This is a genomic window from Nocardioides sp. (assembly GCF_030019515.1).
GTDB lineage: Bacteria > Actinomycetota > Actinomycetes > Propionibacteriales > Nocardioidaceae > Nocardioides.
Map to the genome: position 1 here is coordinate 1 of NZ_JASEEQ010000008.1, position 21,630 is coordinate 21,630.

The 21,630-nt window shown below is 73.4% G+C and carries 28 protein-coding genes; 11 read left to right on the forward strand and 17 right to left on the reverse strand.

Annotated features, from left to right (window positions below; genetic code table 11):
* On the reverse strand, positions 1-669 hold a 669-nt coding region (locus QMC84_RS12520; RefSeq protein ID WP_300375143.1), incomplete at its 3' end, for a serine/threonine-protein kinase.
* Positions 670-994: 325 nt separating this feature from the next.
* Between QMC84_RS12520 and rpsF the strand changes: the two genes are divergently transcribed.
* The 4 genes from rpsF to rplI all read left to right on the forward strand — a co-directional run bounded on the left by rpsF (position 995) and on the right by rplI (position 2,763).
* Positions 995-1,285, forward strand: coding sequence for a 30S ribosomal protein S6 (gene rpsF, locus QMC84_RS12525; RefSeq protein ID WP_011758087.1), 291 nt, complete (start codon positions 995-997; stop codon positions 1,283-1,285).
* 124 nt (positions 1,286-1,409) lie between these two features.
* Entirely contained in the window at positions 1,410-1,985 is a 576-nt protein-coding gene (locus tag QMC84_RS12530) for a single-stranded DNA-binding protein (protein ID WP_300375144.1), read from the forward strand.
* A gap of 80 nt (positions 1,986-2,065) precedes the next feature.
* Positions 2,066-2,302 carry a 30S ribosomal protein S18 gene (gene rpsR / locus QMC84_RS12535; RefSeq protein ID WP_011758085.1) on the forward strand — a complete coding sequence of 79 codons (237 nt, stop codon included), beginning with the start codon at positions 2,066-2,068 and terminating at the stop codon, positions 2,300-2,302.
* Between the two features lie 14 nt (positions 2,303-2,316).
* Positions 2,317-2,763 carry a 50S ribosomal protein L9 gene (rplI, locus tag QMC84_RS12540; RefSeq protein ID WP_300375145.1) on the forward strand — a complete coding sequence of 149 codons (447 nt, stop codon included), beginning with the start codon at positions 2,317-2,319 and terminating at the stop codon, positions 2,761-2,763.
* Positions 2,764-2,920: 157 nt separating this feature from the next.
* Here rplI and QMC84_RS12545 read toward each other — a convergent pair whose 3' ends face one another.
* The 3 genes from QMC84_RS12545 to QMC84_RS12555 all read right to left on the reverse strand — a co-directional run bounded on the left by QMC84_RS12545 (position 2,921) and on the right by QMC84_RS12555 (position 6,123).
* Positions 2,921-4,123 (reverse strand): hypothetical protein, encoded by a 1,203-nt coding sequence (locus QMC84_RS12545; RefSeq protein ID WP_300375146.1) that lies wholly within the window; start codon positions 4,121-4,123, stop codon positions 2,921-2,923.
* Between the two features lie 75 nt (positions 4,124-4,198).
* Positions 4,199-4,738, reverse strand: a complete 540-nt coding sequence (locus QMC84_RS12550) for a hypothetical protein (protein ID WP_300375147.1) — start codon at positions 4,736-4,738, stop codon at positions 4,199-4,201.
* A gap of 41 nt (positions 4,739-4,779) precedes the next feature.
* Positions 4,780-6,123 carry an MATE family efflux transporter gene (locus QMC84_RS12555; protein WP_300375148.1) on the reverse strand — a complete coding sequence of 448 codons (1,344 nt, stop codon included), beginning with the start codon at positions 6,121-6,123 and terminating at the stop codon, positions 4,780-4,782.
* 514 nt (positions 6,124-6,637) lie between these two features.
* Between QMC84_RS12555 and dnaB the strand changes: the two genes are divergently transcribed.
* Complete coding sequence (dnaB, locus tag QMC84_RS12560) at positions 6,638-8,056, forward strand: replicative DNA helicase (protein ID WP_300375149.1); 1,419 nt, start codon at positions 6,638-6,640, stop codon at positions 8,054-8,056.
* An 85-nt stretch (positions 8,057-8,141) separates the two neighbouring features.
* Here dnaB and QMC84_RS12565 read toward each other — a convergent pair whose 3' ends face one another.
* The 5 genes from QMC84_RS12565 to QMC84_RS12585 form a co-directional block, all read right to left on the reverse strand.
* Positions 8,142-8,546: a hypothetical protein gene (locus tag QMC84_RS12565; RefSeq protein WP_300375150.1), complete on the reverse strand. Its 405-nt coding sequence runs from the start codon at positions 8,544-8,546 to the stop codon at positions 8,142-8,144.
* Positions 8,543-9,214 carry a nucleotidyltransferase domain-containing protein gene (locus QMC84_RS12570; protein WP_300375151.1) on the reverse strand — a complete coding sequence of 224 codons (672 nt, stop codon included), beginning with the start codon at positions 9,212-9,214 and terminating at the stop codon, positions 8,543-8,545. The genes QMC84_RS12565 and QMC84_RS12570 overlap by 4 nt, the downstream gene beginning before the upstream one ends.
* Before the next feature lie 110 nt (positions 9,215-9,324).
* Entirely contained in the window at positions 9,325-9,801 is a 477-nt protein-coding gene (locus tag QMC84_RS12575) for a GtrA family protein (RefSeq protein WP_300375152.1), read from the reverse strand.
* A gap of 44 nt (positions 9,802-9,845) precedes the next feature.
* Positions 9,846-10,295 (reverse strand): lecithin retinol acyltransferase family protein, encoded by a 450-nt coding sequence (locus tag QMC84_RS12580; protein ID WP_300375153.1) that lies wholly within the window; start codon positions 10,293-10,295, stop codon positions 9,846-9,848.
* 60 nt (positions 10,296-10,355) lie between these two features.
* Positions 10,356-10,709 (reverse strand): DUF488 domain-containing protein, encoded by a 354-nt coding sequence (locus tag QMC84_RS12585; protein ID WP_300375154.1) that lies wholly within the window; start codon positions 10,707-10,709, stop codon positions 10,356-10,358.
* Between the two features lie 36 nt (positions 10,710-10,745).
* On the opposite strand from QMC84_RS12585, the gene QMC84_RS12590 reads away from it, so the two are divergent.
* Positions 10,746-11,513: an NAD(P)H-binding protein gene (locus QMC84_RS12590; protein ID WP_300375155.1), complete on the forward strand. Its 768-nt coding sequence runs from the start codon at positions 10,746-10,748 to the stop codon at positions 11,511-11,513.
* 23 nt (positions 11,514-11,536) lie between these two features.
* Here QMC84_RS12590 and QMC84_RS12595 read toward each other — a convergent pair whose 3' ends face one another.
* A complete protein-coding gene (locus tag QMC84_RS12595; protein ID WP_300375156.1) occupies positions 11,537-12,868 on the reverse strand; it encodes an FAD-dependent oxidoreductase in 1,332 nt (443 codons plus the stop codon).
* 303 nt (positions 12,869-13,171) lie between these two features.
* Between QMC84_RS12595 and QMC84_RS12600 the strand changes: the two genes are divergently transcribed.
* A complete protein-coding gene (locus tag QMC84_RS12600) occupies positions 13,172-13,951 on the forward strand; it encodes a sensor histidine kinase (RefSeq protein ID WP_300375157.1) in 780 nt (259 codons plus the stop codon).
* A gap of 68 nt (positions 13,952-14,019) precedes the next feature.
* Positions 14,020-14,682: a response regulator transcription factor gene (locus QMC84_RS12605; protein WP_300375351.1), complete on the forward strand. Its 663-nt coding sequence runs from the start codon at positions 14,020-14,022 to the stop codon at positions 14,680-14,682.
* A 32-nt stretch (positions 14,683-14,714) separates the two neighbouring features.
* Here QMC84_RS12605 and QMC84_RS12610 read toward each other — a convergent pair whose 3' ends face one another.
* From QMC84_RS12610 to QMC84_RS12625, 4 genes are read right to left on the reverse strand one after another with little or no spacing between them, the layout of a single operon-like run.
* The gene (locus QMC84_RS12610) at positions 14,715-15,623 is read right to left on the reverse strand and encodes a patatin-like phospholipase family protein (RefSeq protein WP_300375158.1); all 909 of its coding nucleotides are present in this window, start codon (positions 15,621-15,623) and stop codon (positions 14,715-14,717) included.
* 13 nt (positions 15,624-15,636) lie between these two features.
* Positions 15,637-15,870 carry a hypothetical protein gene (locus tag QMC84_RS12615; protein ID WP_300375159.1) on the reverse strand — a complete coding sequence of 78 codons (234 nt, stop codon included), beginning with the start codon at positions 15,868-15,870 and terminating at the stop codon, positions 15,637-15,639.
* Positions 15,867-16,520: a sigma-70 family RNA polymerase sigma factor gene (locus QMC84_RS12620; protein WP_300375160.1), complete on the reverse strand. Its 654-nt coding sequence runs from the start codon at positions 16,518-16,520 to the stop codon at positions 15,867-15,869. The genes QMC84_RS12615 and QMC84_RS12620 overlap by 4 nt, the downstream gene beginning before the upstream one ends.
* Complete coding sequence (locus QMC84_RS12625; protein ID WP_300375161.1) at positions 16,517-16,753, reverse strand: hypothetical protein; 237 nt, start codon at positions 16,751-16,753, stop codon at positions 16,517-16,519. The genes QMC84_RS12620 and QMC84_RS12625 overlap by 4 nt, the downstream gene beginning before the upstream one ends.
* 132 nt (positions 16,754-16,885) lie before the next feature.
* Here QMC84_RS12625 and QMC84_RS12630 point away from each other — a divergent pair, with 132 nt between their 5' ends.
* On the forward strand, positions 16,886-17,305 hold the full coding sequence (locus tag QMC84_RS12630; RefSeq protein WP_300375162.1) for a hypothetical protein: 420 nt from the start codon (positions 16,886-16,888) through the stop codon (positions 17,303-17,305).
* Positions 17,302-18,048 (forward strand): hypothetical protein, encoded by a 747-nt coding sequence (locus QMC84_RS12635; protein ID WP_300375163.1) that lies wholly within the window; start codon positions 17,302-17,304, stop codon positions 18,046-18,048. Before QMC84_RS12630 ends, QMC84_RS12635 begins: the two co-directional genes overlap by 4 nt.
* A 27-nt stretch (positions 18,049-18,075) precedes the next feature.
* Here QMC84_RS12635 and QMC84_RS12640 read toward each other — a convergent pair whose 3' ends face one another.
* The gene (locus QMC84_RS12640) at positions 18,076-19,605 is read right to left on the reverse strand and encodes a hypothetical protein (protein WP_300375164.1); all 1,530 of its coding nucleotides are present in this window, start codon (positions 19,603-19,605) and stop codon (positions 18,076-18,078) included.
* A 231-nt stretch (positions 19,606-19,836) separates the two neighbouring features.
* On the opposite strand from QMC84_RS12640, the gene QMC84_RS12645 reads away from it, so the two are divergent.
* A complete protein-coding gene (locus QMC84_RS12645; RefSeq protein ID WP_300375165.1) occupies positions 19,837-20,007 on the forward strand; it encodes a hypothetical protein in 171 nt (56 codons plus the stop codon).
* Between the two features lie 7 nt (positions 20,008-20,014).
* Here QMC84_RS12645 and QMC84_RS12650 read toward each other — a convergent pair whose 3' ends face one another.
* Positions 20,015-20,596, reverse strand: a complete 582-nt coding sequence (locus tag QMC84_RS12650) for a GNAT family protein (RefSeq protein ID WP_300375166.1) — start codon at positions 20,594-20,596, stop codon at positions 20,015-20,017.
* Between the two features lie 79 nt (positions 20,597-20,675).
* The gene (locus QMC84_RS12655) at positions 20,676-21,500 is read right to left on the reverse strand and encodes a family 16 glycosylhydrolase (RefSeq protein WP_300375167.1); all 825 of its coding nucleotides are present in this window, start codon (positions 21,498-21,500) and stop codon (positions 20,676-20,678) included.
* Between the last annotated feature and the right edge of the window lie 130 nt (positions 21,501-21,630).

Below are 21,630 nucleotides of genomic sequence, written 5' to 3' on the forward strand. Positions count from 1 at the left end.
CTTCCGATCTGCGGGCGCCCCGCGGCCTGCGGGCCGACCGGTCAGCAGCTCGGCGGCGACCACGCCCGCGGCGTACAGGTCCTGCCGCGGGTCGGGCGCCGCACCCGCGGCCTGCTCGGGCGGCATGTAGCCGTCGGTGCCGACCGCGCCCGGGCCGCGGGTCAGTCGGACGTCGTCGAGCGGGACCGCCACGCCGAAGTCGCCGAGCCGCACGAACGGCCGGCCCGACCCGGTCGGCTCGAGCAGCAGGTTGGCCGGCTTGACGTCGCGGTGCACGACTCCGGCCGCGTGCACCGCGGCCAGCGCCTGGAGGGTCTGGTCGAGCAGGAGGGCGACGTACGACGCGGGCAGCGGGCCGCGCTCGGCCAGCAGCTGCTCGACCGACCCGCCGCGCACCAGGTCCATCGTGAACACCACCCGGTGGTCCTCGGCCGCCCACCCCGTCGGCGCGACCACGTGCGGGTGGGCGACCCGCACCGACAGCTCGCGCACGAACCGCAAGAGTGTGGTGCTGTCGTGGGCGCCGAGCACCTTGGCGGCCACGACCTGCCCGGTCCGCAGGTCGCGGGCCCGCCACACCGAGCCCATCGCGCCGGCGCCGACCTGGTCGAGCAGCAGGTACCGGCCGGCGAGCGGACCGGCGGGAGGAGGCGTCGTCGTACGTGGCATCGCCGTCCTCCTACCCCGCCCGGCCCCTGCTCAGACCCGGCTCTCCCCAGGCGGCCGGGCCCGTCGGTTTCCCCGGGTACCCGGGGAAACCAGCACTGTTCGGCCGAAACTTCGCCCGAGAAGTGCAGGGATTGCCCGACCGGTCCGGCCGGCGAGGCCCGAGCGCGGTCGCCGGTTGGGGCCGGCGGGCCGTCCGCTGCTAGCCTGGGGCGTTCTCTGCACGCACCCACCGACGGGCGCGGTGCCGAGGCGAGCAACACCAACGCAAAGCCCTCCTGCCACGGAGAGTCCGTGGCCGTCCAGTCCAGAGGAGGTGGAGACCGCTGTGCGTGCCTACGAAGTGATGGTCATCCTCGACCCCAGTCTCGAAGAGCGAACCGTCGAGCCGTCGCTCGACAAGTACCTGAACGTCATCCGTAAGGACGGCGGCACCGTCGAGTCCGTCGACGTGTGGGGCCGGCGTCGCCTGGCCTACGAGGTCAAGAAGAACGCCGAGGGCATCTACGCCGTCATCAAGCTCAACGCCGAGCCCGCCACGGTCAAGGAGTTCGACCGTCAGCTCACCCTCAACGAGTCGATCATCCGCACGAAGGTCATGCGTCCCGACGCCCACTGAAGGCTCGAGACCCCGCCCTGTGGACGACCACTTCCGCCTGTCGGCGCCTGCCGCGACGATGGGCCCACGTGGTCGGACGACCGCGGACCGACTCTGAATCAGAACCAACGCTAGGGAGACCCGCATGGCAGGCGAGACCGTCATCACGGTGGTCGGCAACCTCGTCGACGACCCGGAGCTGCGCTTCACCCCCTCGGGTGCGGCCGTGGCGAACTTCCGGATCGCGTCGACGCCGCGCACCTTCGACCGCCAGACCAACGAGTGGAAGGACGGGGACGCGCTGTTCCTCTCCTGCTCGGTCTGGCGCCAGGCCGCGGAGAACGTCGCCGAGTCCCTCCAGCGCGGCATGCGCGTCGTCGTGCAGGGTCGCCTCAAGTCCCGCACCTACGAGACCCGCGAGGGCGAGAAGCGCACCGTCTTCGAGATCGAGGTCGAGGAGGTCGGCCCGTCGCTGAAGTACGCCACCGCCAAGGTCACCCGCACCACCCGTCAGGGCGGTGGGGGCGGCTACTCCGGCGGTGGCGGCGGCGGTGGCGGCGGCCAGGCCTCGAGCGGGGACGACCCGTGGGCCACGCCCGCCCCCCAGCAGGGCGGTCAGCCCTCGGGTGGCGGCGGGTACGCCGGCGGGGGTGGCCAGTCCGCCCCGGCCAACGACCCGTGGGGCGCTCCCGGGGTCGGCTCGGACGAGCCGCCGTTCTGATCACCAACCCAACCGAACACCCTCAACCATTCCGGCGCAGTACCCACTCTGCGCCGGGCTTCTAGAAAGGAAGCACCACAATGGCCAAGGCAGTGATTCGCAAGCCCAAGAAGAAGGTTTGCCAGTTCTGCAAGGAGAAGGCGACCGGTGTCGACTACAAGGACACCGCGCTGCTCCGCAAGTTCATCTCCGACCGCGGCAAGATCCGCGCCCGTCGGGTGACCGGCAACTGCGTCCAGCACCAGCGCGACGTGGCCATCGCGGTCAAGAACGCCCGCGAGGTCGCCCTGCTGCCCTACACCTCCACCGGTCGCTGAGAGGAGCCGAGGACATGAAGCTCATCCTGACCCAGGAGGTCACCGGCCTCGGTGCCCCCGGTGACGTCGTCGAGGTGAAGGACGGCTACGGCCGCAACTACCTCGTGCCCCGCGGCCTGGCCCTGCGCTGGACCCGTGGCGGCGAGAAGACCGTGGACTCGATCAAGGCCGCCCGCGCCACGCGTGCGGTCCGCGACCACGACCACGCGGAGCAGATCAAGGCCAAGCTCGAGGCCCAGCCGGTCGCCGTCCAGGTGCGCGCCGGTGCCGGCGGCCGCCTGTTCGGCGCCGTCACGGTCACCGAGATCGCCGGCGCCCTCGCCGACGCCTCGGGCGAGCAGGTCGACAAGCGCACGATCGTGGTCACCAACCCGATCAAGTCGCTCGGCGCCCACGAGGTGTCCGTCAAGCTGCACGACGAGGTGTCCGCCGTGGTGGCCCTCAACGTCATCCCGGCCTGACCGGTCGCCGATCCGTCGTCGACAGGTCAGCCACAGCGGCGCTGGACCCAGCGCAGCGGCAACGTTCCACCGACAGGGCCCGCACCTCCCCCGGGGGGTGCGGGCCCTGTCGTGTCGGTCGGGACGCGAGGTCCGGTCCTCCCGGTCCCGGCGCGGGTCAGCGGGCCATGACCGCGTCGACGCGCACCACCCGGTTCCGGGAGGCCACCCGGATCTGCAGCGGGCCGGCCAGCAGGCCGGAGAGCTCGTCGCGGACCTGGTAGATCTTGAGCCGCTGGGCGTCCTTCGAGGCGAGGCTCACCCGCATCCATGCGCCCTGGCCGACCCGGATGTCCACCTTGCCGAGCCGCGGCCCGGCCGGGGCCAGCAGCCGGATCGCGCGGATGTTGCGGACCGGGAAGCTCAGGGTCGCGCCGTACGCCGTGGCCTGGAGGTAGTCGCCGGCGAACGACCCGGCGCTGCGCACCCGGCGCCAGTCACCGCGCGAGGAGCTCGCGGCGTCGTCGGCGGTGAGGTTGCGCGGGACGAAGAACCGCTGGGCGAACGGCGTCGGGTCGACGTTGCCGGCCGGGTCGACCGCCGCGGCGGTGAAGTCGTGCATCCCGGCGCCCAGGCCGCGCAGCGCGGTGAGCCCGTCGTTGCAGGGGACGGACCGGTCGTCGAGGCGGCAGCGGTAGGTCGGCACCTCGACGGGGCCGCCCTCGTTGCTCTGCAGCCGGATCTGCACCTTCGGCGCGGTGACCATCGGTGCGTCCTGACGGTCCTGGTCGTAGTAGTTGGTGCGCAGGAGGCCGAACGTGCTCGGCGCCGTGGCGTCGGCCCGGAAGACCAGCTCCGCGGGCGTCTGGTCGATGTCGGGCAGGTCGGCCGGGGCGGCGAAGAACGGGTCGGTGGTGATGTCGTGGGCGCTGTCAGGGGTGTCGATGGCGCGCACCCGGAACGTGTACGGCGTGGCCGAGCGCTCCTCGAGCCTGTCGTAGGTCACCGGCGAGGTGCAGGCCTGCCACGCCGTCGGCGCGATCGCGCTGTTGAAGAACTGGCACTGGTAGCTGATCGGGTCGGTGTCACCACCGGGGCCGGCGTCGGTGTGCGCGCCGGTGAACGCGATCGTCACCGCGGTCGACGCGAGCCACCCGCCGGACATGGCAGGGGTCACGGCGCCGAGCGTGGTCGTGGGCGGCACGGTGTCGTCGCACGCGGTGCCGGTCGGCAGGCCGAGCAGCGGGTCGGTCGGCTGGACCTCGCTCGTGCACGCGTCGGCGGCGTCCGCCGGCGCGGGTGGCGCGACGAGCGAAAGTGTGGCCGCGGTGAGGACGGCCGCGAAGGCGGCGCCGACGCGTCGCGTCGAGATGTGGCGCATGGATCCCTCCGTACGTGCTCGGTGCTCCCGTCCCACCCAACGCCCGCTCCGGCCGCGGGCTACGAGGGACACGCCTCACGGCGAAGCGGTCTGGTCCACCTCGGGCCGGGCCCAGGGCCGGGAGGAGTAGCGGAACAGGAGCACGATCACCAGGAGCAGGACCAGGGACGCGCCCACCACCATCACGGTGAGCAGCGAGGTCTCGTCGGCGCCGAGGACCACGACGGGCAGCAGCGCGGCCGACACCGTCAGCGCGGCGGCGGTGCGCAGCCAGCGCGCCCGCCCGGGCTCGGCGGCCGCGAGCCGGGAGAGCGCCCGGCAGAGCACGGCGATGAAGGCGAGCTGGGGCAGGTTCGCCGCCCAGAGCAGCGACTCGTCGGTGCGCTCGAGGCCGTCGGCCAGCCCGGGGAACCACAGCACGATGCTCATCAGCAGGGCGAGGACGCCGAGCGTGCTCAGCGCCGGACGGTGCGGGAGGCTCGCGGGCAGCCGGCCCAGGCCCTGGAGCACCAGCAGCCAGCCGACCGGGTCGGGCAGCACGTCGTACCCGCCGCCCACCTTGGCCACGATCGCGACGATCACCAGGCCCATCGCGATCGACTGGAGCGGCTTCACGCCGCACACCCTACGGTCGAGGCGCTCGCTCGCCGGGCCGGTCAGCGTCCGGTGACCAGCCACGCGTCGCCGCGGGCGCGGTGCACCAGCACCACCAGCCGGGCGCCCATGAACACCGCCGCGAACGAGACCCAGACGGCCACCAGCCCGGCCGAGACCGCGGCGCACAGCAGCGCGACCGGCGCGTAGGCGACCAGGGTGACCAGGCCGGCGCGGGCCAGGTAGCCGCCGTCGCCGGCGCCGATCAGCACCCCGTCGAGCACGAACACCACGCCGGCGACCGGCTGCCCGAGCGCGGCCACCAGGAGCACCGGCACCAGCAGGTCGCGCACGTCGCCGTCGCCGGTGAACAGGGCACCGAGCACCGGGCTCGCGGCCGCGAGCAGCAGCCCGGTCGCCACCCCGCTGAGCGCGCCCCAGCGGACCATCCTCCTCGTGGTCTCGCGCACGGCGGTGACGTCGCCGGCGCCGAGGGCCCGACCGGTCAGCGCCTGGGCCGCGATGGCGATCGCGTCGAGCACGAAGGCCAGGAACGTCCAGAGCGTCATCGCGAGCTGGTGGGTCGCCAGGTCGACCTCCTGCTCGCGGGCGCCGGTCGCGGCCAGGGTCACGACGTACGTCGTGAGCAGCAGCGCGGCGCGCAGGGTCAGGGTGCGGACCACGAGCGGGACGCCGGCGCGTCCGGCCGCACGGATCCCGGGCAGGTCGGGGCGCAGCGAGGCGTCGTGGGCACGGGCGGCGCGGGTGACCACCACGAGGAAGGCCGCCGCGCTGGCCGCCTGGGCGAGCACCGAGCCGAGCGCCGATCCGGCGATGCCCATCCCGGCGGGATAGACGAGCACCAGGTTGAGCACCACGTTGAGGGCGTTGCCGCCGACCGCGACCACGAGCGGGGTGCGGGTGTCCTGGAGGCCCCGGAGCACGCCGGTGGCGGCCAGCATCAGCAGCAGTGGCGTGGTGCCGAGGAACGCGATCCGCAGGTACGTCGCGGCCGGGTCGGTCACCGACTCGGAGGCGCCGAACAGGTGGACGACCGGGTCCGCGAGCAGCACTCCGAGGATGGTGACGACCACGCCGATGCCGGCCGCCAGCCACAGCCCGTCGACGCCCTGGGCGAGCGCCCCGCGCAGGTCGCCGGCCCCGAGCCGGCGGGCCACCCCGGCGGTCGTGCCGTAGGCCAGGAAGATGCACAGCCCGACCACCGTCTGCAGCACCGCGGCCGCGATGCCGAGGCCGGCCAGCGGCGCGGTGCCGAGGTGGCCGACGATGGCGGCGTCGGCGAGCAGGAACAGCGGCTCGGAGACCAGGGCGAGGAAGGCCGGCACTGCCAGGCGCAGGATCTCCCGGTCCCGTGCCCGGTCCCGTGCCCGGGGTGGGACGGTCATGGCGTCGACCTAGTCATGGTAAGACTCAGGATGCTCGGTCACTCCCAACCGGACTAGTTATCAACACCTGTGGATGAACTCTGGATAACCTGCTGCGGGCGCTATGTCGACAAAGCGTGCGGGTGATCGGCGGATGGCCGGAAGATCAACCCGGATCCGCGCCGAGAATTTTCCCATGCACAGCTGTGGGGAAGTGTTCTCGCAGGTCAGCGGCGTGCCGCGGGCGCACGAGGCGCGGCTGTCCACAGCGCGCTCCCCAAACTGTGCACACCTCGCCGCGTGTCGTCCACGGCGCGCCGGGGGTTATCCCCAGGAGCGCCCCGAGCCTGTGGATAGGCCACTGTCGCTGACCGGCCCGGGGCGCGTACGGTCCCAAGGTCGTCGGGTCGTCTCCCGCCAGTAGCACCGCCAGGAACCCTGCCAGGAAACCGTCAGGAGACACGGCGGTGTCGGTGGCTGCTCGTAGCGTCGGCGTCGTCAGCAGGGGTCGGACGGGTGCGATCAGGAGGGCACGTTGAGCGTCACCGAGCAGGGCCCGCGCGGGCTGCCGGAGCCGCCGATCGACGACTGGGGCGATGGTCCGGCGTCGTACGCCCCGGGCGAGCGGCCGCGGTCGCCGGGCGACCGGACGCCGCCGCAGGACATGGCCGCCGAGCAGTCCGTGCTCGGCTCCATGCTGATCTCCAAGGACGCCATCGCCGACGTCGCGGAGGTGCTGCGCGGGGTCGACTTCTATCGGCCCTCGCACGAGACCGTCCACGACGCGATCATCGACCTGTACGGCCGCGGCGAGCCGGTCGACATGGTGACCGTCGCCGCCGAGCTGCAGCGCCGCGGCGAGCTCCAGCGGGTCGGGGGCGCGCCGTACCTCCACACGCTCTCCGCGAACGTGCCGATCGCGGCGAACGCCGGCTACTACGCCGAGATCGTGCGCGAGAAGGCGATCCTGCGCCGCCTGGTCGACGCCGGCACCAAGATCGTGCAGATCGGCTACGCCGGCGAGGGCCAGGTCGACGACATCGTCGACACCGCCCAGGCCGAGGTCTACAAGATCACCGACCGTCGCTCCGCGGAGGACTACGCGCCGCTGAGCGACATCATGGACGGCGTCCTCGACGAGATCGAGGCGATCGGCAACCGCGAGGCCGGGCTCTACGGGGTCCCGACCGGCTTCGCCGACCTCGACGACCTCACCAACGGCCTCCACGCCGGACAGATGATCATCGTCGCGGCCCGCCCGGCGATGGGTAAGTCGACGCTGGCGCTCGACCTGTGCCGGGCCGCGTCGATCCACAACAACCTCACCAGCGTGTTCTTCAGCCTGGAGATGACCCGCTCGGAGATCACCATGCGGCTGCTCTCCGCCGAGGCGAAGGTGCCGCTCAACCACATCCGCAACGGCAACATGAACGACGACGACTGGGCCAAGCTGGCCCGCAAGATGGGCGAGGTGTCCTCGGCGCCGATGTTCATCGACGACTCGCCGAACATGACGATGATGGAGATCCGCGCGAAGGCGCGGCGGCTCAAGCAGCGCCACGACCTGCGGCTGATCGTCATCGACTACATGCAGCTGATGACCTCGGGCAAGAAGGTCGAGTCCCGCCAGCTGGAGGTCTCGGAGTTCTCCCGGCAGATCAAGCTGCTGGCCAAGGAGCTCAGCGTCCCGATCATCGCGCTCTCCCAGCTCAACCGTGGTCCCGAGCAGCGCGGCGACAAGCGCCCGATGATGAGCGACCTGCGCGAATCGGGTTCTTTGGAGCAGGACGCCGACATGGTGATCCTCCTGCACCGCGACGACGTCTACGAGAAGGAGTCGACCCGCCCCGGCGAGGCCGACCTGATCGTGGCCAAGCACCGCAACGGCCCGACCAGGGACATCACCGTTGCGTTCCAGGGCCATTACTCACGCTTCGTCGACATGGCCCACTGAGCGCTGCGCAAGCGCAGCGGCATCTTCTCTGCCGAGCACGCCCGCTGAGCGCCGGCGCGATGTCGAGGCGCGATGTCGAGGCGCGTCAGGCGCCGAGGGTCCGTTCGGTAGCCGCGCCGACGAGCGTGGACGCCGCCCGGAGCGCTCGGGTCCGGTCGGCGTCGCCGATGAACTTCGACCCGTAGTGCGCGCCGGGCTTGAGCCGGACGAGCTTCGCGAGCTCGGCGCCGAGCTCGCGGTCGACGCCGGCGAGGACCTTCGCGGCCTCGCCGTGGTTGTCGCCGGCGTATCGGGACCCGGTCGCGGACAGGCAGATGGCGTCGCCTGCGGCGATGCCGGCCAGGGCCGCGATCCCGACGATCACGTTGTTCGCGGTCGCGCCTTCCTCGGTCGCGACGAGCTCGGCGGCCTCGAGGTACTTCGCTGCGATCTTGCGCCGGTTCCGGGCATCGCCGGGACCGCCTCTCGCCATCCTCCGCGACGGGCTCATCGGCCCGCCCCCGCCTCGGCGTGCGGACCGAGCCGGGCGAGCAGGCTGCGCAGCGGTTCGCCGGACAGGTTGAGCGCGTCCTCCCGCCACGAAGAGACCACCTGCTCCTCACCACCGTCGCCGTGCTCACCGCTGCCGAGGGCGCGGAGCATGGCCTCCTCGGTCGTCTCGAACCACGACAGCGGGTTCCCCGTCCACCGCGACACGCGCTGTTCGAGGTCGGCGAGCTGATGCTGCCAGGTCTGGTCGTCCTCGGCGACGTCGGACGGGCGGACCACGAGCACGTCGATGTCGGAAGCGGGTCCGGCCTCACCGCGAGCCAGCGACCCGAACAGGGACGCGTGGACGGCCGGAACCTCCCAGGAGCCGATCTGTTCGCGCAGGCGAGCCAGGAGTGTTTCGCGGGCGGTGACGGCCTCGAGGACGGGCCGGGCGAGGAGATGGTCGCGGTTGAGGGTGTAGAGGCGGGCGTTGCCGGCCGGCTGGACGTCGACCAGACCGTGATCGGCGAGCCGGTCGAGAACCTTCTGGACGGCCGGGTGCGTGCCACGGCGGGCGAGCTCGGCGATCCGGCGTCCGGTCAACGGCTGCTCGGTGCGCGCAAGCACGGTGAGCGTCTCGGCGTCCAGCGTCGGGACGAGGCTGCTCAGCGGTTGGGTCAGGTCCACGGCCCCATACTGTCGCCGGCACTTACCAAGTGGCAAGAATACACAACATACGGTAAGTGTGCTTTCCAAGGCTGTGGAGCTTCGACGTCCCGGAGCCCAGACGGCGGGGGTCAGGCTGCGCCCGGCTCGGGCGCGGCTCCGGGCTCGAGGAAGACGTAGCGCCGGAAGACCCAGAAGCGGGCGGCGGTGCTCAGGCCGAGGCCGATCACGTTCGCCGACAGGTTGTCCGCCCACACGTCGGAGAGCCCCAGCAGGTACCGGCTGACCGTCAGGCACAGCACCGGGATCGCCATCGTCGCTGCCCCGAGGCCGAAGAAGCGCAGCACTCCCTGGACCGGGTCCTCGACCTCGCGGTGGCGGAACGCCCACAGTCGCATGCCGGCGTACGCCACCGCGCCGGCGACGACGTTGGCCAGGACGTACGCCGGGATCGGCTGGTGCCGCATCGGCGCGGCGTCGAGCAGGGTGCCGTGCACGAGGGCGTTGAAGCCCACGACGGAGACCGCGGTCGCGAGCCCGCCGACCGTGAGGAACCGGGCGATCTCGCTGAGCAGGTGCCCGGCGCGGGGGACGGGAGGTGCCGGCACGCTTCCGAGGCTACCCACGAACCTGGTCCGGGACGGTCGGGGAGTCACCGCCGGCGCAACGGCCCGGACATGGCGTAGATCCCGGCGCCGAGGGTGCCGACCACCGCCAGGTGCGGGCCGAAGGACTGGGCGGCGACCAGCGAGGCGAGGGTGCCCTGGGCGGCGAGCAGCCAGCGCCGCACCTGGCTGCTCGCGGCGCGACCCGTGCAGCACCAGGCGGCGAAGTGCTCGCAGTTGTAGCGGACCAGGTGGTAGCCCATCGAACCCAGCCGGGACTCGGCCTGACGGACCGTGTCCTCGGGACGGAGTCGAGTCTCGTAGGAGCGGACCCGTACCTCGGACCCGGCGGCGAACACGTCCAACGGCGTGCGTGTGACGCGGCGGACGCTCCCCCGCGGGCCGGCGTAGTGGATCACCGATCCGTCACCGCAGTCGATCCCGTGGTGGGTATAGCGGCGCCCCCGGCACACGTAGACGTGATCCCCGCGCGCCACCACCGTCACCTCGTCCCACGTCGTCCGGGCTCGGCCCCGGACTGCGATCCTACGCGGGGATCAGCCCAGCAGGTCGCGCAGCACGACCGCCTGGTTGTGCTCGGTGTCGCGGGCGCCGAAGAGCAGCGTGACGACGCGGTGCTCGTCCCGGATCGCACGGAGCCGGGCCAGCGCGTCCGACCCGTCCAGCTCGGCGCGGTAGCGCTCGGCGAACTCCGTGAACCGCTCGGGGTCGTGCCCGAACCAGCGCCGCAGGTCGGTCGACGGGCCGACGTCCTTGAGCCACTCGTCGTAGGCCGCGTCGGCCTTGCTCAGGCCGCGCGGCCAGACCCGGTCGACGAGGACCCGGTGCCCGTCGGCCTTCGCCGGGTCGTCGTAGACCCGCTTGATGCGAACGGCGGACTTCGGTGCCACGCCTGCCAGGCTACGCCCCGCCCTACGATCGCCGACGTGAGCGTGAGGAGGGTGGCCGTGGCCGGCGCGACCGGGCTGATCGGCTCCCAGGTGGTGCGGTTCGCCGCGGCCGCCGGCCATCAGGTGGTCGGGCTCAGCCGCAGCGGCGGCGTCGACCTCACCGACCCGGCCGCCCTCGGCGACCACCTCCGAGACGTCGACGCAGTCGTCGACGTGACTCGGCCCCCGACGATGGACCAGCAGGCCGCGACGCGGCTCTTCACCGAAGTCGCGAGGAACCTCGGCACCGCGGCCCGGGCCGCCGGGGTGCGGCGTACGGTCGTCCTCTCGATCGTGGGGATCGAGGAGAGCCAGGACTTCGGCTGGTACGTCGCCACGCTCGCGCACGAGCGCGCCACCCGCGAGCACGCGCCCGGCCCCCGGGTGCTGCGCTCGACCCAGTTCCACGAGTTCCCCGGACAGGTGCTCGCGCGCTCCCGTCGTGGCGATCGCGCGGAGATCATGGACCTGCCCACCCAGCCGGTGGCCTCCGCGGAGGTCGCGCGGCTCCTGGTCGAGCTGGCGACCCAGGACCTCGACCCCGACCGGGGCGGCGACGTCGAGGTCGCCGGCCCCCGGCGCGAGAGCCTGGTGGACCTGGTGCGGCGGCTGGTCGCGCTGCGCGGAGAGCACGTCGAGGTCGTGCCCGCACCCGCCGCGGCCAGCATGGCCGGCGGCTCGGTACTGCCCGGTCCGCACGCCCTGATCCGCGGTGAGGACTGGGAGACGTGGGCCCGGGCGGCGGTGGCCGCCGGCCGGGCCTGAGCCGCGTCGAGCCTCGGCGACCGCTACGGCCGCACGTTGTGGTTGAGCGCGAAGACGTTGCCCGGGTCGTAGGCCCGCTTCACCTCGGCGAGGCGGGCATACGTCGCCGGCGGGTACGCCGCCGCCACGTCCTCGAGCGTCGCCGAGCCCTGGAAGTTCACGTAGCTACCGGTGCCCCGGGCCGCCACGGCTCGCCACGGCACCAGTGCCTCGGCGACCTCCGCGTCGGTGCTGGCGCCGGACAGCACCACCATCCCGACGACCATCGCCTCGGCGTCCCGGTGGGCGAACGCGGTCGCGTCGGCCGGTACCCGCGCGAACGCGCCGCCGAGGCTGCGCACCGCGACCGCCCGGGGCGGCCCGGGGATCTCGTGCAGACCGACGACCTCGGCGATCACGTCCTCGTCGAGCGCGGGCACCAGGGTGTTGCGGCCCACCAGGCGCACACCCGGCGGGTGCTGGGCGTCCTCGAGGACCTCCGCGTACCGGCACTCGCGGATGCTCGCCTCGGTGACCGTCCCGAGCTCGAGCAGCGGCTCGATCGCGGCGTCCGCGTCCGCCGCGGTGGCGCCGGGGTCGCCGGCGTAGCAGAGCAGGACCGTCGCGGTCGCGGCCGCGCCGGGGACTCGAGGCGCCAGCACCAGGGTGCTGGACAGCTCCTCGGGGGCGGTCCGCATCGCGTCCCGCCACCGGCGCAGCAGCCCGGCGGCGTCGTCCAGCGCGTAGGTCACGGTCCCGTGATGCACGGTCGTGACCGGCCGGGCGACGAAGTCGAAGGACACCACGACGCCGAAGTTCCCCCCGCCGCCGCGCAACGCCCAGAACAGCTCGGGGTGCTCGTCCGCGGACGTCACCAGCACGCGGCCGTCCGCGGTCACCACCCGGGCTCCGACCAGGCTGTCGATGGCCAGGCCGTGCCGGCGCACCAGCCACCCGACCCCGCCGCCGAGGGTAAGGCCCCCGACGCCGACGGCGGCGGTGTCGCCGGAGGTGATGCCCCAGCCGTGCGGGTCGAGCGCCGCGGCGACCTGTCCCCAGCGCGCGCCGCCGCCGACGCGGACCAGCCGGCGCGCATGATCGACGACCTCGACGGCGTCCAGGCGGCCGAGGTCGATGACCAGGCCGCCGTCGTTCGTGCTGTGTCCCACGGGGCTGTGCCCGCCCGAGCGCACGGCCACCGCGAGGCCACGGCGTACGGCGTGGTCCAGCGCGGCCGCGACCTCGTCCGGGTCCCGCGGCCGCACGATCAGCGCAGGCTCTCCGGTCGCGAAGAACACCCGGGCGGCGTCGTCGTAGCCGTCGTCACCGGGTCGTAGCGACTCGAGGGCCAGCTCGGTCGTCTCCTGAAGGCTCATCGTCTTCTCCTCGTCCTCGGCCGGTCGGTCCGGTCACAGGTCAGATCCTCGGCGGACCTTCGGTGCCGCCGCGTCGCCCGAGGGGTGTCTCTTCCGGCTGCCAGCGGGGCGGGTGGCCGGTGCCTCGACCACCTCGCCGGGCGCAGTGCCGGCGTACTCCGGCGGCGCAGCTGTGCGGGTCCGTCACCATGACGACGAAGGAGCCGCCGCGGATCTGACAGTCGACCTACCGCCCACGGAGTAGGGCGGGCGTACTCCCGCCGCGCGATGTGGACGGCCGACCACGGCCCTACCCTCGAGACCATGCGCACCGATCGGGGATGGCGACGGTTCTACGCGACCGGCTGGCTGGTCTCGGCGGCCGCCGGGCTGGCCGCCTTCGCGCAGTGGCACGCCTACGTCCGCGAGGTCGAGCGGCGCGCCGAGGAGGCCGAGCGCACCCGCGACGAGGTCGCCCGCCGCCGGGCCGTGGAGGAGCGGCTCCGGATCGCCCGAGACCTGCACGACTCGCTGACCCACAGCATCTCGGTGATCAAGGTCCAGGCCGGCGTCGCTGCCCACCTGGCGAGGAAGAGCGGCGAGGAGCCGTCGGCCGCGCTGCTCGCGATCCAGGAGGCGAGCACCGACGCCGTGCGCGAGCTGCGCTCGACGCTCGACGTGCTACGCCGCGACGAGATCACGGCCGGCAACGGGCTGGACCGGCTGCCGGAGCTGGTCGAGCGCGCGCGGTCCTCCGGCCTGCCGATCACGTACACGGTGCGCGGAGTGGTGCGCCCACTGCGACCGGAGGTCGAGCAGGCGGCGTACCGGGTGGTCCAGGAGGCGCTGACCAACGTCACCCGGCACGCCGGTCCCGCGGCCGCCGCGGTCGAGGTCAGGTACGGCGCGGCCGCGGTCATCGTCCGGGTCGACGACGACGGAGCCGGGTCGCCGCGGCCGCCGGTGCCGGGCTACGGCCTGGTGGGGATGCGCGAACGGGTCACCGGCGTGGGCGGGCGGCTGCGTGCCGAGCCGGGCGGCTCGCGCGGATTCACCGTCGTCGCCGAGCTGCCCGCGGACGCGGCTCCGGGACCCGCGTCGTGACCCCGGCTTCGAGTCCGGAGGTGACCCCGGCTGTGACCCCGGCTGTGACCCCGGATGTGACCCGGGCGGTGATCCGGGTGGTGCTGGTCGACGACCAGCCGCTGATCCGGAGCGGGATCCGCGCCCTCCTAGACGCCGAGGACGACATCGAGGTGGTGGGGGAGGGCGCCACCGGTCTCGACGGTGTCGCGCTCGCGCTCGCACACCGGCCCGACATCGTCCTGATGGACGTCCAGATGCCCGAGATGGACGGGATCGAGGCCACCCGCCGGATCGCGAGCGACGAGCAGCTCGCCGAGGTGTCGGTGGTGATGCTGACCAACTACGGGCTCGACGAGTACGTCTTCAACTCCCTGCGGGCGGGTGCCGCCGGCTTCGTCGTCAAGGACACCGAGCCCGCCGACCTGGTGGAGGCACTGCGCGTGACGGTGCGCGGGGACGCGCTGCTCTCCCCGACCGTCACCCGCAGGCTGATCAGCGAGTTCGCGGCCCGGCCGGCTGATGCGCTCCCCTCGGCGGAGCTGAGCTCCCTCACCAACCGGGAGCGGGAGGTCGTGGCGCTGGTGGCCCACGGGCTGAGCAACGACGAGATCGCCGAGCGGATGGTGCTCAGCCCGATGACCGCGAAGACGCACGTGAGCCGGGCGATGACGAAGCTCGGGGCACGGGACCGCGCGCAGCTGGTCGTGTTCGCCTACCAGTCCGGACTGGTGGTGCCTCGCCGACCCTGACGGAGACGCGGCCGGGCGGCACGGATCGCTGGTCAGGCGGCCCGCGGACCGTGATCCGAGCCGACCCGCCGACCGACGTGCCGGTGGGTGGACAGGAACCGCTCCGGCGCCGGCAGGTCGATGTCGCCGCTGTCGATCCAGCGCAGCGAGGCCTGGCGGGCGCGGTGCACGAGCTCGGCGCCGTGGCTGAAGTCGGCGGCCGAGACCCGCAGCGGGCAGAGCGGCGGCAGCACCTTGAGGCTCGCGACCCCGGCCAGCGCGGCGACGTCGCGGGCCTGCCGCTGCTCGATGAGCAGGGTCAGGGCGTGCAGGGCGGTCCCGAGGGCGGAGGACGGTGGCGCCGGGAGGGCGCACGCGCTCCCCGCCGGGAGCACGTAGATCAGCGTCGCGCCCAGGTCGACGGCCTCCGCGAGGCCGGTGCGGTGCGCCACCCCGCCGTCGACCAGGTACCGGTCCCCCAGCTGGTCGTCGGCCAGCACGACCGGCGGGAACACCCCGGGGATCGCGGCGCTGGCCAGCACCGCGGCGACCAGCGGGCCCGAGGAGAGCGTGACGTTCTGGCCGGTGATCAGGTCGGCGGTGACCAGGTGGGTGGGCACCAGCGCGTCCTCGAGCCGGGCGCCGCCGGCGTGGCCGGCGACCAGGGCGCGCAGCCGCTCGGAGGAGGTCACCGCCGGGGCCTGCCCGAGGAGGCCGCGCAGCGCGGTCCGGATCTCGAGTGGGAACACGTCGCTGCGCCGCAGCCGGGTCCAGACGCCCTCCAGCCCGGCGAGCGAGTCCGTGGCGGTGCCGTGCACGGCCAGCCAGGCGGCGTTCATCGCGCCGGCGGACGTGCCGACCAGGAGGTCGGGCTCGATGCCACGGGCCGCCAGGGCCTGCAGCATCCCGACCTGGACGGCGCCGAGACTGCCGCCGCCGGAGAGGACGAACGCGGTCGTCATCGTCGGCCTCGACTCAGCCCGCGTCGGCGATGAGCAGGTCCCGCAGCGCCTCGGCCTCCTCGGCGCAGGCGCCGCACCCGCGCAGGTGCGCCTCGAGAGCCGGGTCGCGGTGCTGCGGGTCCGCGAGCCGGCGCTCGACGTACTCGTCGAGCAGCGCGAAGCAGTCGTCGCACGACAGGTAGGGGCTGGTGTCCACCAGCAGGCGGGAGATCGTCGCGGGGTCGAGGCTGCGGTTCGGGCGGGTCATGAGGTGCTCCGGTCGGGGCGGGGGTCGAGGTGGCCGCCGGTGATGAGCGCGGCGCGCAGGCGGCGGCGCGCGTCGTGCAGGGCCTTGTAGAGCGCGTTGCGGGTGGTGCCGAGGCGGTCGGCGAGGACGTCGATCGGCACCTCCTCCACCACCAGCGCCAGCAGCACGCGGCGCTGGTGCGGCGTGAGCTCCGAGGCGATCGCGGCGCCGACGGCGCGCGCGAGCTGGCTCGCCTCGGTGACCGCGGCCGGCGAGGGCGAGCTGTCCACGAGCGTGAACGTGTCCGGCAGCGGGACCTCGCGGTGCCGCCAGGCCTGGCGGCGTACGGCGACGCCGGCGTGGAGCACCCCGAACTTGTACGCCCAGGTGGTGAACCGGCTGCGGCCCTCGAAGCTCCCGAGCTGACGCAGCACCGCGACCAGGGCGTCGTCGGCCGCCTGCTGGGCCAGGTCCTCGAGCTCGCCCGGGCCGGCGCCCGGCAGCAGGTCCCGCAACCGCCAGACCTGGTGCCGGGTGGCGCGCACCAGGAGACTGCGGAGGCTCTGCAGCGCGAGCTGGCCGGCCGGGCCGTCGTCGTCGAGGTCCGTGATCCAGGCGTCGTCCGCGGGCGGGGGGACCACCTCGGGACTGGTGGGGTTCACAGTGGTCACGGTGCCACCTCCCGGGGCAGCGGCGCCAGGATCCGGACGGCCAGGTCGGGCGGGCAGCCGCGGTCGACCAGCTCGAGCAGCGCATGCAGGTCGAAGCGGGAGTCGGCGGCCACCGTGTCGGCGAGCGCCCCGGGGAAGCCGGCCTCGAGGAGCCGGCAGCGCCGCCAGCTCCGGACATCGGTCGGAGGGCCGCTGCGGCAGCGCGGCGTCTCGTGCGACTGGTGGATGGTCATGCCCTGTTGGTGTCGGACCAGGGCACCGGTCTTACCGGGTCCGCGGGACGAGTCGCCGACTGATCTGGACCAGTTGCCGGTCGGGTCGAGCCGCAGGGTAAGACCGGCGCCGCCGCCGACACCAAGACCGGCATGACGCTCCCGACGACGACGCCACCGCGACCGTTCGCACTCGCCCGGCGCCGGATCGTCGTACCGGCCGCCGACCTGACGGCGCTCGCCTGCGCCGTCTCGGCCGGCGTGCACGGCGCCCTGATCGGCCCGCACCTGGAGGAGTCGGAGGCCATGGCGGTCGCGTTCGTGGTCGCCACCGTCGCGCTCGCGCTCGCCGCTGTCGGCGAGGCCATGGCGCCGACCCCGTGGCTCTCGGTCGCCACCGCGGCGCTGTTGGCCGGCACGGCCGCGGCGTACCTGCTGGCGCGCACCACGGGCATCCCGGTCCTCACCGCCCACCCCGAGCCGTTCGACGCCCTCGGCGTGGCGACGTCCGCGCTCGAGCTGGTGGGAGCCGTCCTGGCTCTCGTGCACCTCAACCCAAGGAGAAACCGATGAACCCATCCATCCTCGCCCGCCGCCGCGGCGGCTTCGTCGCCCTGCTCGCCGGGCTCGCCCTCGCCACGGCGGTCGCGACCGGGGTCGTGGACACCGAGCACTCGCCCTCGGCAGCGCACGAGGCCCACAGCGCCAGCCACGCCACGGACGGCCACGCCACGGACAGCCACGCGGCGGAGGGCCACGCGGCGCGGGCCAGGACCATCTCGAAGGCGCGGTTCCACGACCAGATGCGCAAGCTCTGGGAGGACCACGTCACCTGGACGCGGCTCGCGATCGTGACCTTCGCCGACGGCTCCGCCTCGTTCGACGCCACCGCCGGCCGGCTGCTGAGGAACCAGGAGGACATCGGGGACGCCATCAAGCCCTACTACGGCAAGGCTGCCGGCGACCAGCTCACCGCGCTGCTGAAGGACCACATCACGATCGCGGTCCGCCTGCTCCAGGCCGCCAAGGACGGTGACGACGCCGGGTTCCAGCAGGCTCACGACGACTGGTACGCCAACTCCGACGACATCGCCGACTTCCTCGCCAAGGCGAACCGACGCTCGTGGCCGCGGGACGCGATGCGCGCGGCGATGAAGACCCACCTCGACCAGACCCTCGCCGAGGCGTCCCACGAGCTCACCGGGGACTACGCCGCGAGCGTGGCGGACTACGACGAGATCCACCACCACATCCTGATGATGGCCGACACGCTCAGTCGCGGCATCGTCCGCGCCTTCCCGCACCGCTTCCACTGACGGACCGTCGTCCGTCTCGGACCCGGCTCAGGCGGCGGGTGTCACGCACCCGCCGCCGGAGCCGACCAGCTCGAGGCCGGCGAGGTCGCCGGCCCCCCACCGGTCCAGGCCGTAGCCGATCGACGGGGACATCAGCTGGGCCTCGTCTCCGGTGACGTGCATCAGGCCCACGGCGTGCCCGACCTCGTGCATCAGCGCCGCCACCCGGGTCAGGCCCTCACCCGCGCCGGGCTTGAGGTCCTTGTTGAACGCCGTGTTGATCGTGACCCCGCCCTGGTAGATCTGGCGCACCGGGCGCCCGGCCGGATCGACGGCGGTGCCCGCGCGGAACTCCGGCCCGCCCACCCCGAGCGTCCCGGCCGGGAACAGCCCGCGCATCTGCGCGGGATCGGCCCAGGCGATCACCAGGTCCGCCACGGCGGGGTCGAAGGTGTCGCTGGTCGCGAACGGCACCACGGTGGTCGGGCCGCGGTAGTCGAACCGGAGCCCGGTGGCCTGGGTGATCTGCTCCAGCGCCGTCCGCACGTCAAGGAGCACGCCGGGCGGCGCCTTCGCCGTGTTCACCCGGTAGCTGATCGGCGCGCACGGGTTCCACCGGCCGACCGGGGACGGGCTGACGAAGACATAGCTGCTCGCCCGGCCGGCCGGCGTGTAGTCCGGCACCACGACGACCGACTGGCCCGGCGTCTCGAGTGCGACGGTCCCGTTCGCCGTGATCCGCACCCGGTAGTCACCGTGGGAGAGGTACGTCGTCGGCAGGTCCAGGCTGAACGTGCCGGCTCCGGTGACCGGGGTGCTGGCGATGTCGGACCACCGGCCGGCGACCTGCTGCTGCAAGGCGGCGGTCGCCCGGGTCAGCCGGGTCGCGAGGGTTCCGACCACCGCCTGCTTCGAGCCGACCAGCACCTCCGCGCCGGGCCAGACGAGCGTCAGCCCGGGATAGCTGACCGTCGCCGGACCGACCGGCTTCCACACGGCGCTGAAGGTGGCCGGCGGGGAGGCGGCCGACGGCGCGCCGGGGGCCTTGTCCAGCCGGATCCGGAAGCGGCGCGGCTCGTTGACCCGGTCCAGGGTGAGCTCGAGGCGGAACCGGCCGGTGGCGTCCGTGCGCGTGTCCTTGAGGTAGCCCCACACCCTGCTGTCGATCGCCTGCTCCTCCAGGTACACCCAGCGCGACGCACCGTTGCTGGGCACCGGCGCCGAGCCGCTGATCGTCACCGGCTGGCCCTGCACCGGCGTGCGGTTCCCCCAGTCCACCTCCAACCGGGTGCTGCCCTGAGCCTGGCCCTCGGTCAGCAGCTGCCCGGGCAGGTGTTCCTCGACCGGGCCCACGGAGGTGGGTCCCGAGGCGGTGGCTGTGGGCGCGGCCGGTGGTCGGGCCGGGCCGGCGTCGACCGGGGAGGCCCCGACCTGCGCGGCGGCAGCGGAGAGGACCACCGTCGCCGCCGTCAGCAGCACCGTCGCGACGAGCAGTCGCCGGTGGTGGGTCGGCCTGCGAGCCGAGGTGCGAGCGGCCGGCTGTGGGCGTGCGGGCGCGCTCGATCGCATCGCGGACATCCATGTCCCCTTTGTCGTCGAAATCCGTTTCGGACGCCGTTCAGATCGGCCGAACCGGGCCGCGCTTGAGGAGCCGACGCGAGGTGATCGGATCGGCCCACCCCGGTGCTGCTGGTCGCCGCGCGACTCGCAGGCTGTCCCCATGACCCGGTCCCGGCCCGCGATCGGGCTCCGTCCCTACGACCCCGGGACGGGGTTCGGTGGCGGCCTGGCCCTCGGCTCGACGAGGAAGTGGCGGCCGGCTGCTACCCGCAGACGACCGCCGAGGACACCGGGGCCGTGGCGTTCTTCGAGCGGATGGGGTTCGCCCGGCACGGCCCGAACCCGGTGGTGCCCGGGCTCCGGTACGGCGGACGCGGGCTGCACCAGCAGACGATGGTCCGCCCGGGCCCCGAGGGCTGAGGACCGGCTATCGGTCGCGCTGCCGGCGCCACTCCTCGGCGAGCAGGGCGTAGCCGTACCCGTCGAGCCACCGGCCCGAGCGGTGCAGGGAGTCACCGACGTTGTGCGACTCCCGGCGCATCCCGACGCGCTCCATCAGCCGCCAGGACGCGGTGTTGTCGGCGAAGCACAGCGCGACGACCCGGCGCAGCCCGAGCTCCTCGAAGCAGATCCGCAGCAGCTCGGCGACCGCCTCGGTCGCGTACCCCTGGCCGGCGTACTGCGGGTCGAGCGACCAGCCGAGCTCCGCCTGCACGCCGACGGCGTGCGCGGCGACCTCGCCCTGCGCCCAGGCGTCCTCGATGCGCACCATCAGGTCGCCGATCACGCGGCCGTCCCGCTCGACGACCAGCGTGCTGGCGAGCCGGCCGGGGTCGAGGAACTGCTCGGCGTACCGGTCCCCGTCCTCGGCGGTCCAGGTGACCCATTCGCCGACCTCGGGCAGCCGCCGGAACGACCAGGTCGCGTCGAGGTCGTGCGGGGTCGCGCGCCGGATCCGCAGCCGCTCGGTGCGGACCGGCCACCCGACGGCGCTGAGGTCCTGGGGCACGGGCCCCAGTGTGCCGCTCGCGAGCCGGGCCCGCCCCAGGGTTTCGAGGCCGGCGCTCCGAGAAGCCGGCACCGGACTGCTACGCGCAGCCCTCCTTGTAGGTGCCGAGGGTGGTGCGGGGTGCGTCGGTCGAGCGGGCGTTGGGCTTGCGCAGCGTCCAGTACCGCAGCCAGTCCATCTGCATCCGGCTCTGGTTCATCCGCTTGTGGCCGACGCCCTCCATCGTGAAGCGCACGGCGAACGGCACCCCGGTCAGGGCGTCCTTGCGGCGCTCGCTGCTGATCACGTGGGCGTCGACGAACCACGAGATCCGCCGCGGCGTGACCTCGACCGCGAACGTGTGCCACTGGTCGTTGTGCAGGCCCAGGCCCTTGCGGGCGAAGTAGCGGTGGTCGGGCCGGCTGCGGATGTAGTGGCTGACCATCGTCTTGTTGGGCGTGTACGCCTCGAGCGCGATGTTCTTCGCGCCGCAGTACTGCGGGCGCTTGCCGGCCGGGATCAGCTCGGTGAGCACCCGGTAGTCGTGCCCGCCGTGGTCGTACTGCCGCGAGCGGAGCCGGATCTCCCAGCGGCCGGTCGCGTGACCCTTGGTGATCTGGGTGGCGCTGACCGTGCCGCGCTTGGCGGTGTTGAGGGTGAGCATGCCGTGCTGGTTGCGCACCAGGCCCGGTCCCTCCACCCGCCACTGCGACTTCTTCAGCGGCCCGACGAAGCGGTAGTCCACGGGCGCCTTGCCCCAGCCGTAGGTGCTGCCGGCGTGCACCGGCCCCGGGACGCCGGCGTGGTGGGCGTCCGCGGGCGATGTGGCCGGACCGAGGGTCAGGCCCAGGGTCACGCTGAGGGCGGCGGCGAGGGTGCCCGACGCGGCCGCGAGGAGACGACGGGAGACGGTGCTCGTGCTCATGGTCGCCCAACGTATGTCGACGAACCCGCCGCGCGTCAATTCGCGGGTCGGCCGCCCGCTCCGCCGAGACCCCCTGAACCGGGTGTGTCCGACCGGGTCCCGCAGCCACCGGGGGTGCCTCGACGGGAGA

What these genes read in the sequence shown, in the direction of transcription:
- QMC84_RS12530 (WP_300375144.1), top strand. Translation starts at nt 1,410, where the DNA reads ATGGCAGGCGAGACCGTCATCACGGTGGTCGGCAACCTCGTCGACGAC.
- rpsR (WP_011758085.1), top strand. Translation starts at nt 2,066, where the DNA reads ATGGCCAAGGCAGTGATTCGCAAGCCCAAGAAGAAGGTTTGCCAGTTC.
- rplI (WP_300375145.1), top strand. Translation starts at nt 2,317, where the DNA reads ATGAAGCTCATCCTGACCCAGGAGGTCACCGGCCTCGGTGCCCCCGGT.
- QMC84_RS12545 (WP_300375146.1), bottom strand. Translation starts at nt 4,123, where the DNA reads ATGCGCCACATCTCGACGCGACGCGTCGGCGCCGCCTTCGCGGCCGTC.
- QMC84_RS12555 (WP_300375148.1), bottom strand. Translation starts at nt 6,123, where the DNA reads ATGACCGTCCCACCCCGGGCACGGGACCGGGCACGGGACCGGGAGATC.
- QMC84_RS12565 (WP_300375150.1), bottom strand. Translation starts at nt 8,546, where the DNA reads ATGAGCCCGTCGCGGAGGATGGCGAGAGGCGGTCCCGGCGATGCCCGG.
- QMC84_RS12595 (WP_300375156.1), bottom strand. Translation starts at nt 12,868, where the DNA reads ATGAGCCTTCAGGAGACGACCGAGCTGGCCCTCGAGTCGCTACGACCC.
- QMC84_RS12600 (WP_300375157.1), top strand. Translation starts at nt 13,172, where the DNA reads ATGCGCACCGATCGGGGATGGCGACGGTTCTACGCGACCGGCTGGCTG.
- QMC84_RS12610 (WP_300375158.1), bottom strand. Translation starts at nt 15,623, where the DNA reads ATGACGACCGCGTTCGTCCTCTCCGGCGGCGGCAGTCTCGGCGCCGTC.
- QMC84_RS12615 (WP_300375159.1), bottom strand. Translation starts at nt 15,870, where the DNA reads ATGACCCGCCCGAACCGCAGCCTCGACCCCGCGACGATCTCCCGCCTG.
- QMC84_RS12625 (WP_300375161.1), bottom strand. Translation starts at nt 16,753, where the DNA reads ATGACCATCCACCAGTCGCACGAGACGCCGCGCTGCCGCAGCGGCCCT.
- QMC84_RS12630 (WP_300375162.1), top strand. Translation starts at nt 16,886, where the DNA reads ATGACGCTCCCGACGACGACGCCACCGCGACCGTTCGCACTCGCCCGG.
- QMC84_RS12635 (WP_300375163.1), top strand. Translation starts at nt 17,302, where the DNA reads ATGAACCCATCCATCCTCGCCCGCCGCCGCGGCGGCTTCGTCGCCCTG.
- QMC84_RS12640 (WP_300375164.1), bottom strand. Translation starts at nt 19,605, where the DNA reads ATGTCCGCGATGCGATCGAGCGCGCCCGCACGCCCACAGCCGGCCGCT.
- QMC84_RS12655 (WP_300375167.1), bottom strand. Translation starts at nt 21,500, where the DNA reads ATGAGCACGAGCACCGTCTCCCGTCGTCTCCTCGCGGCCGCGTCGGGC.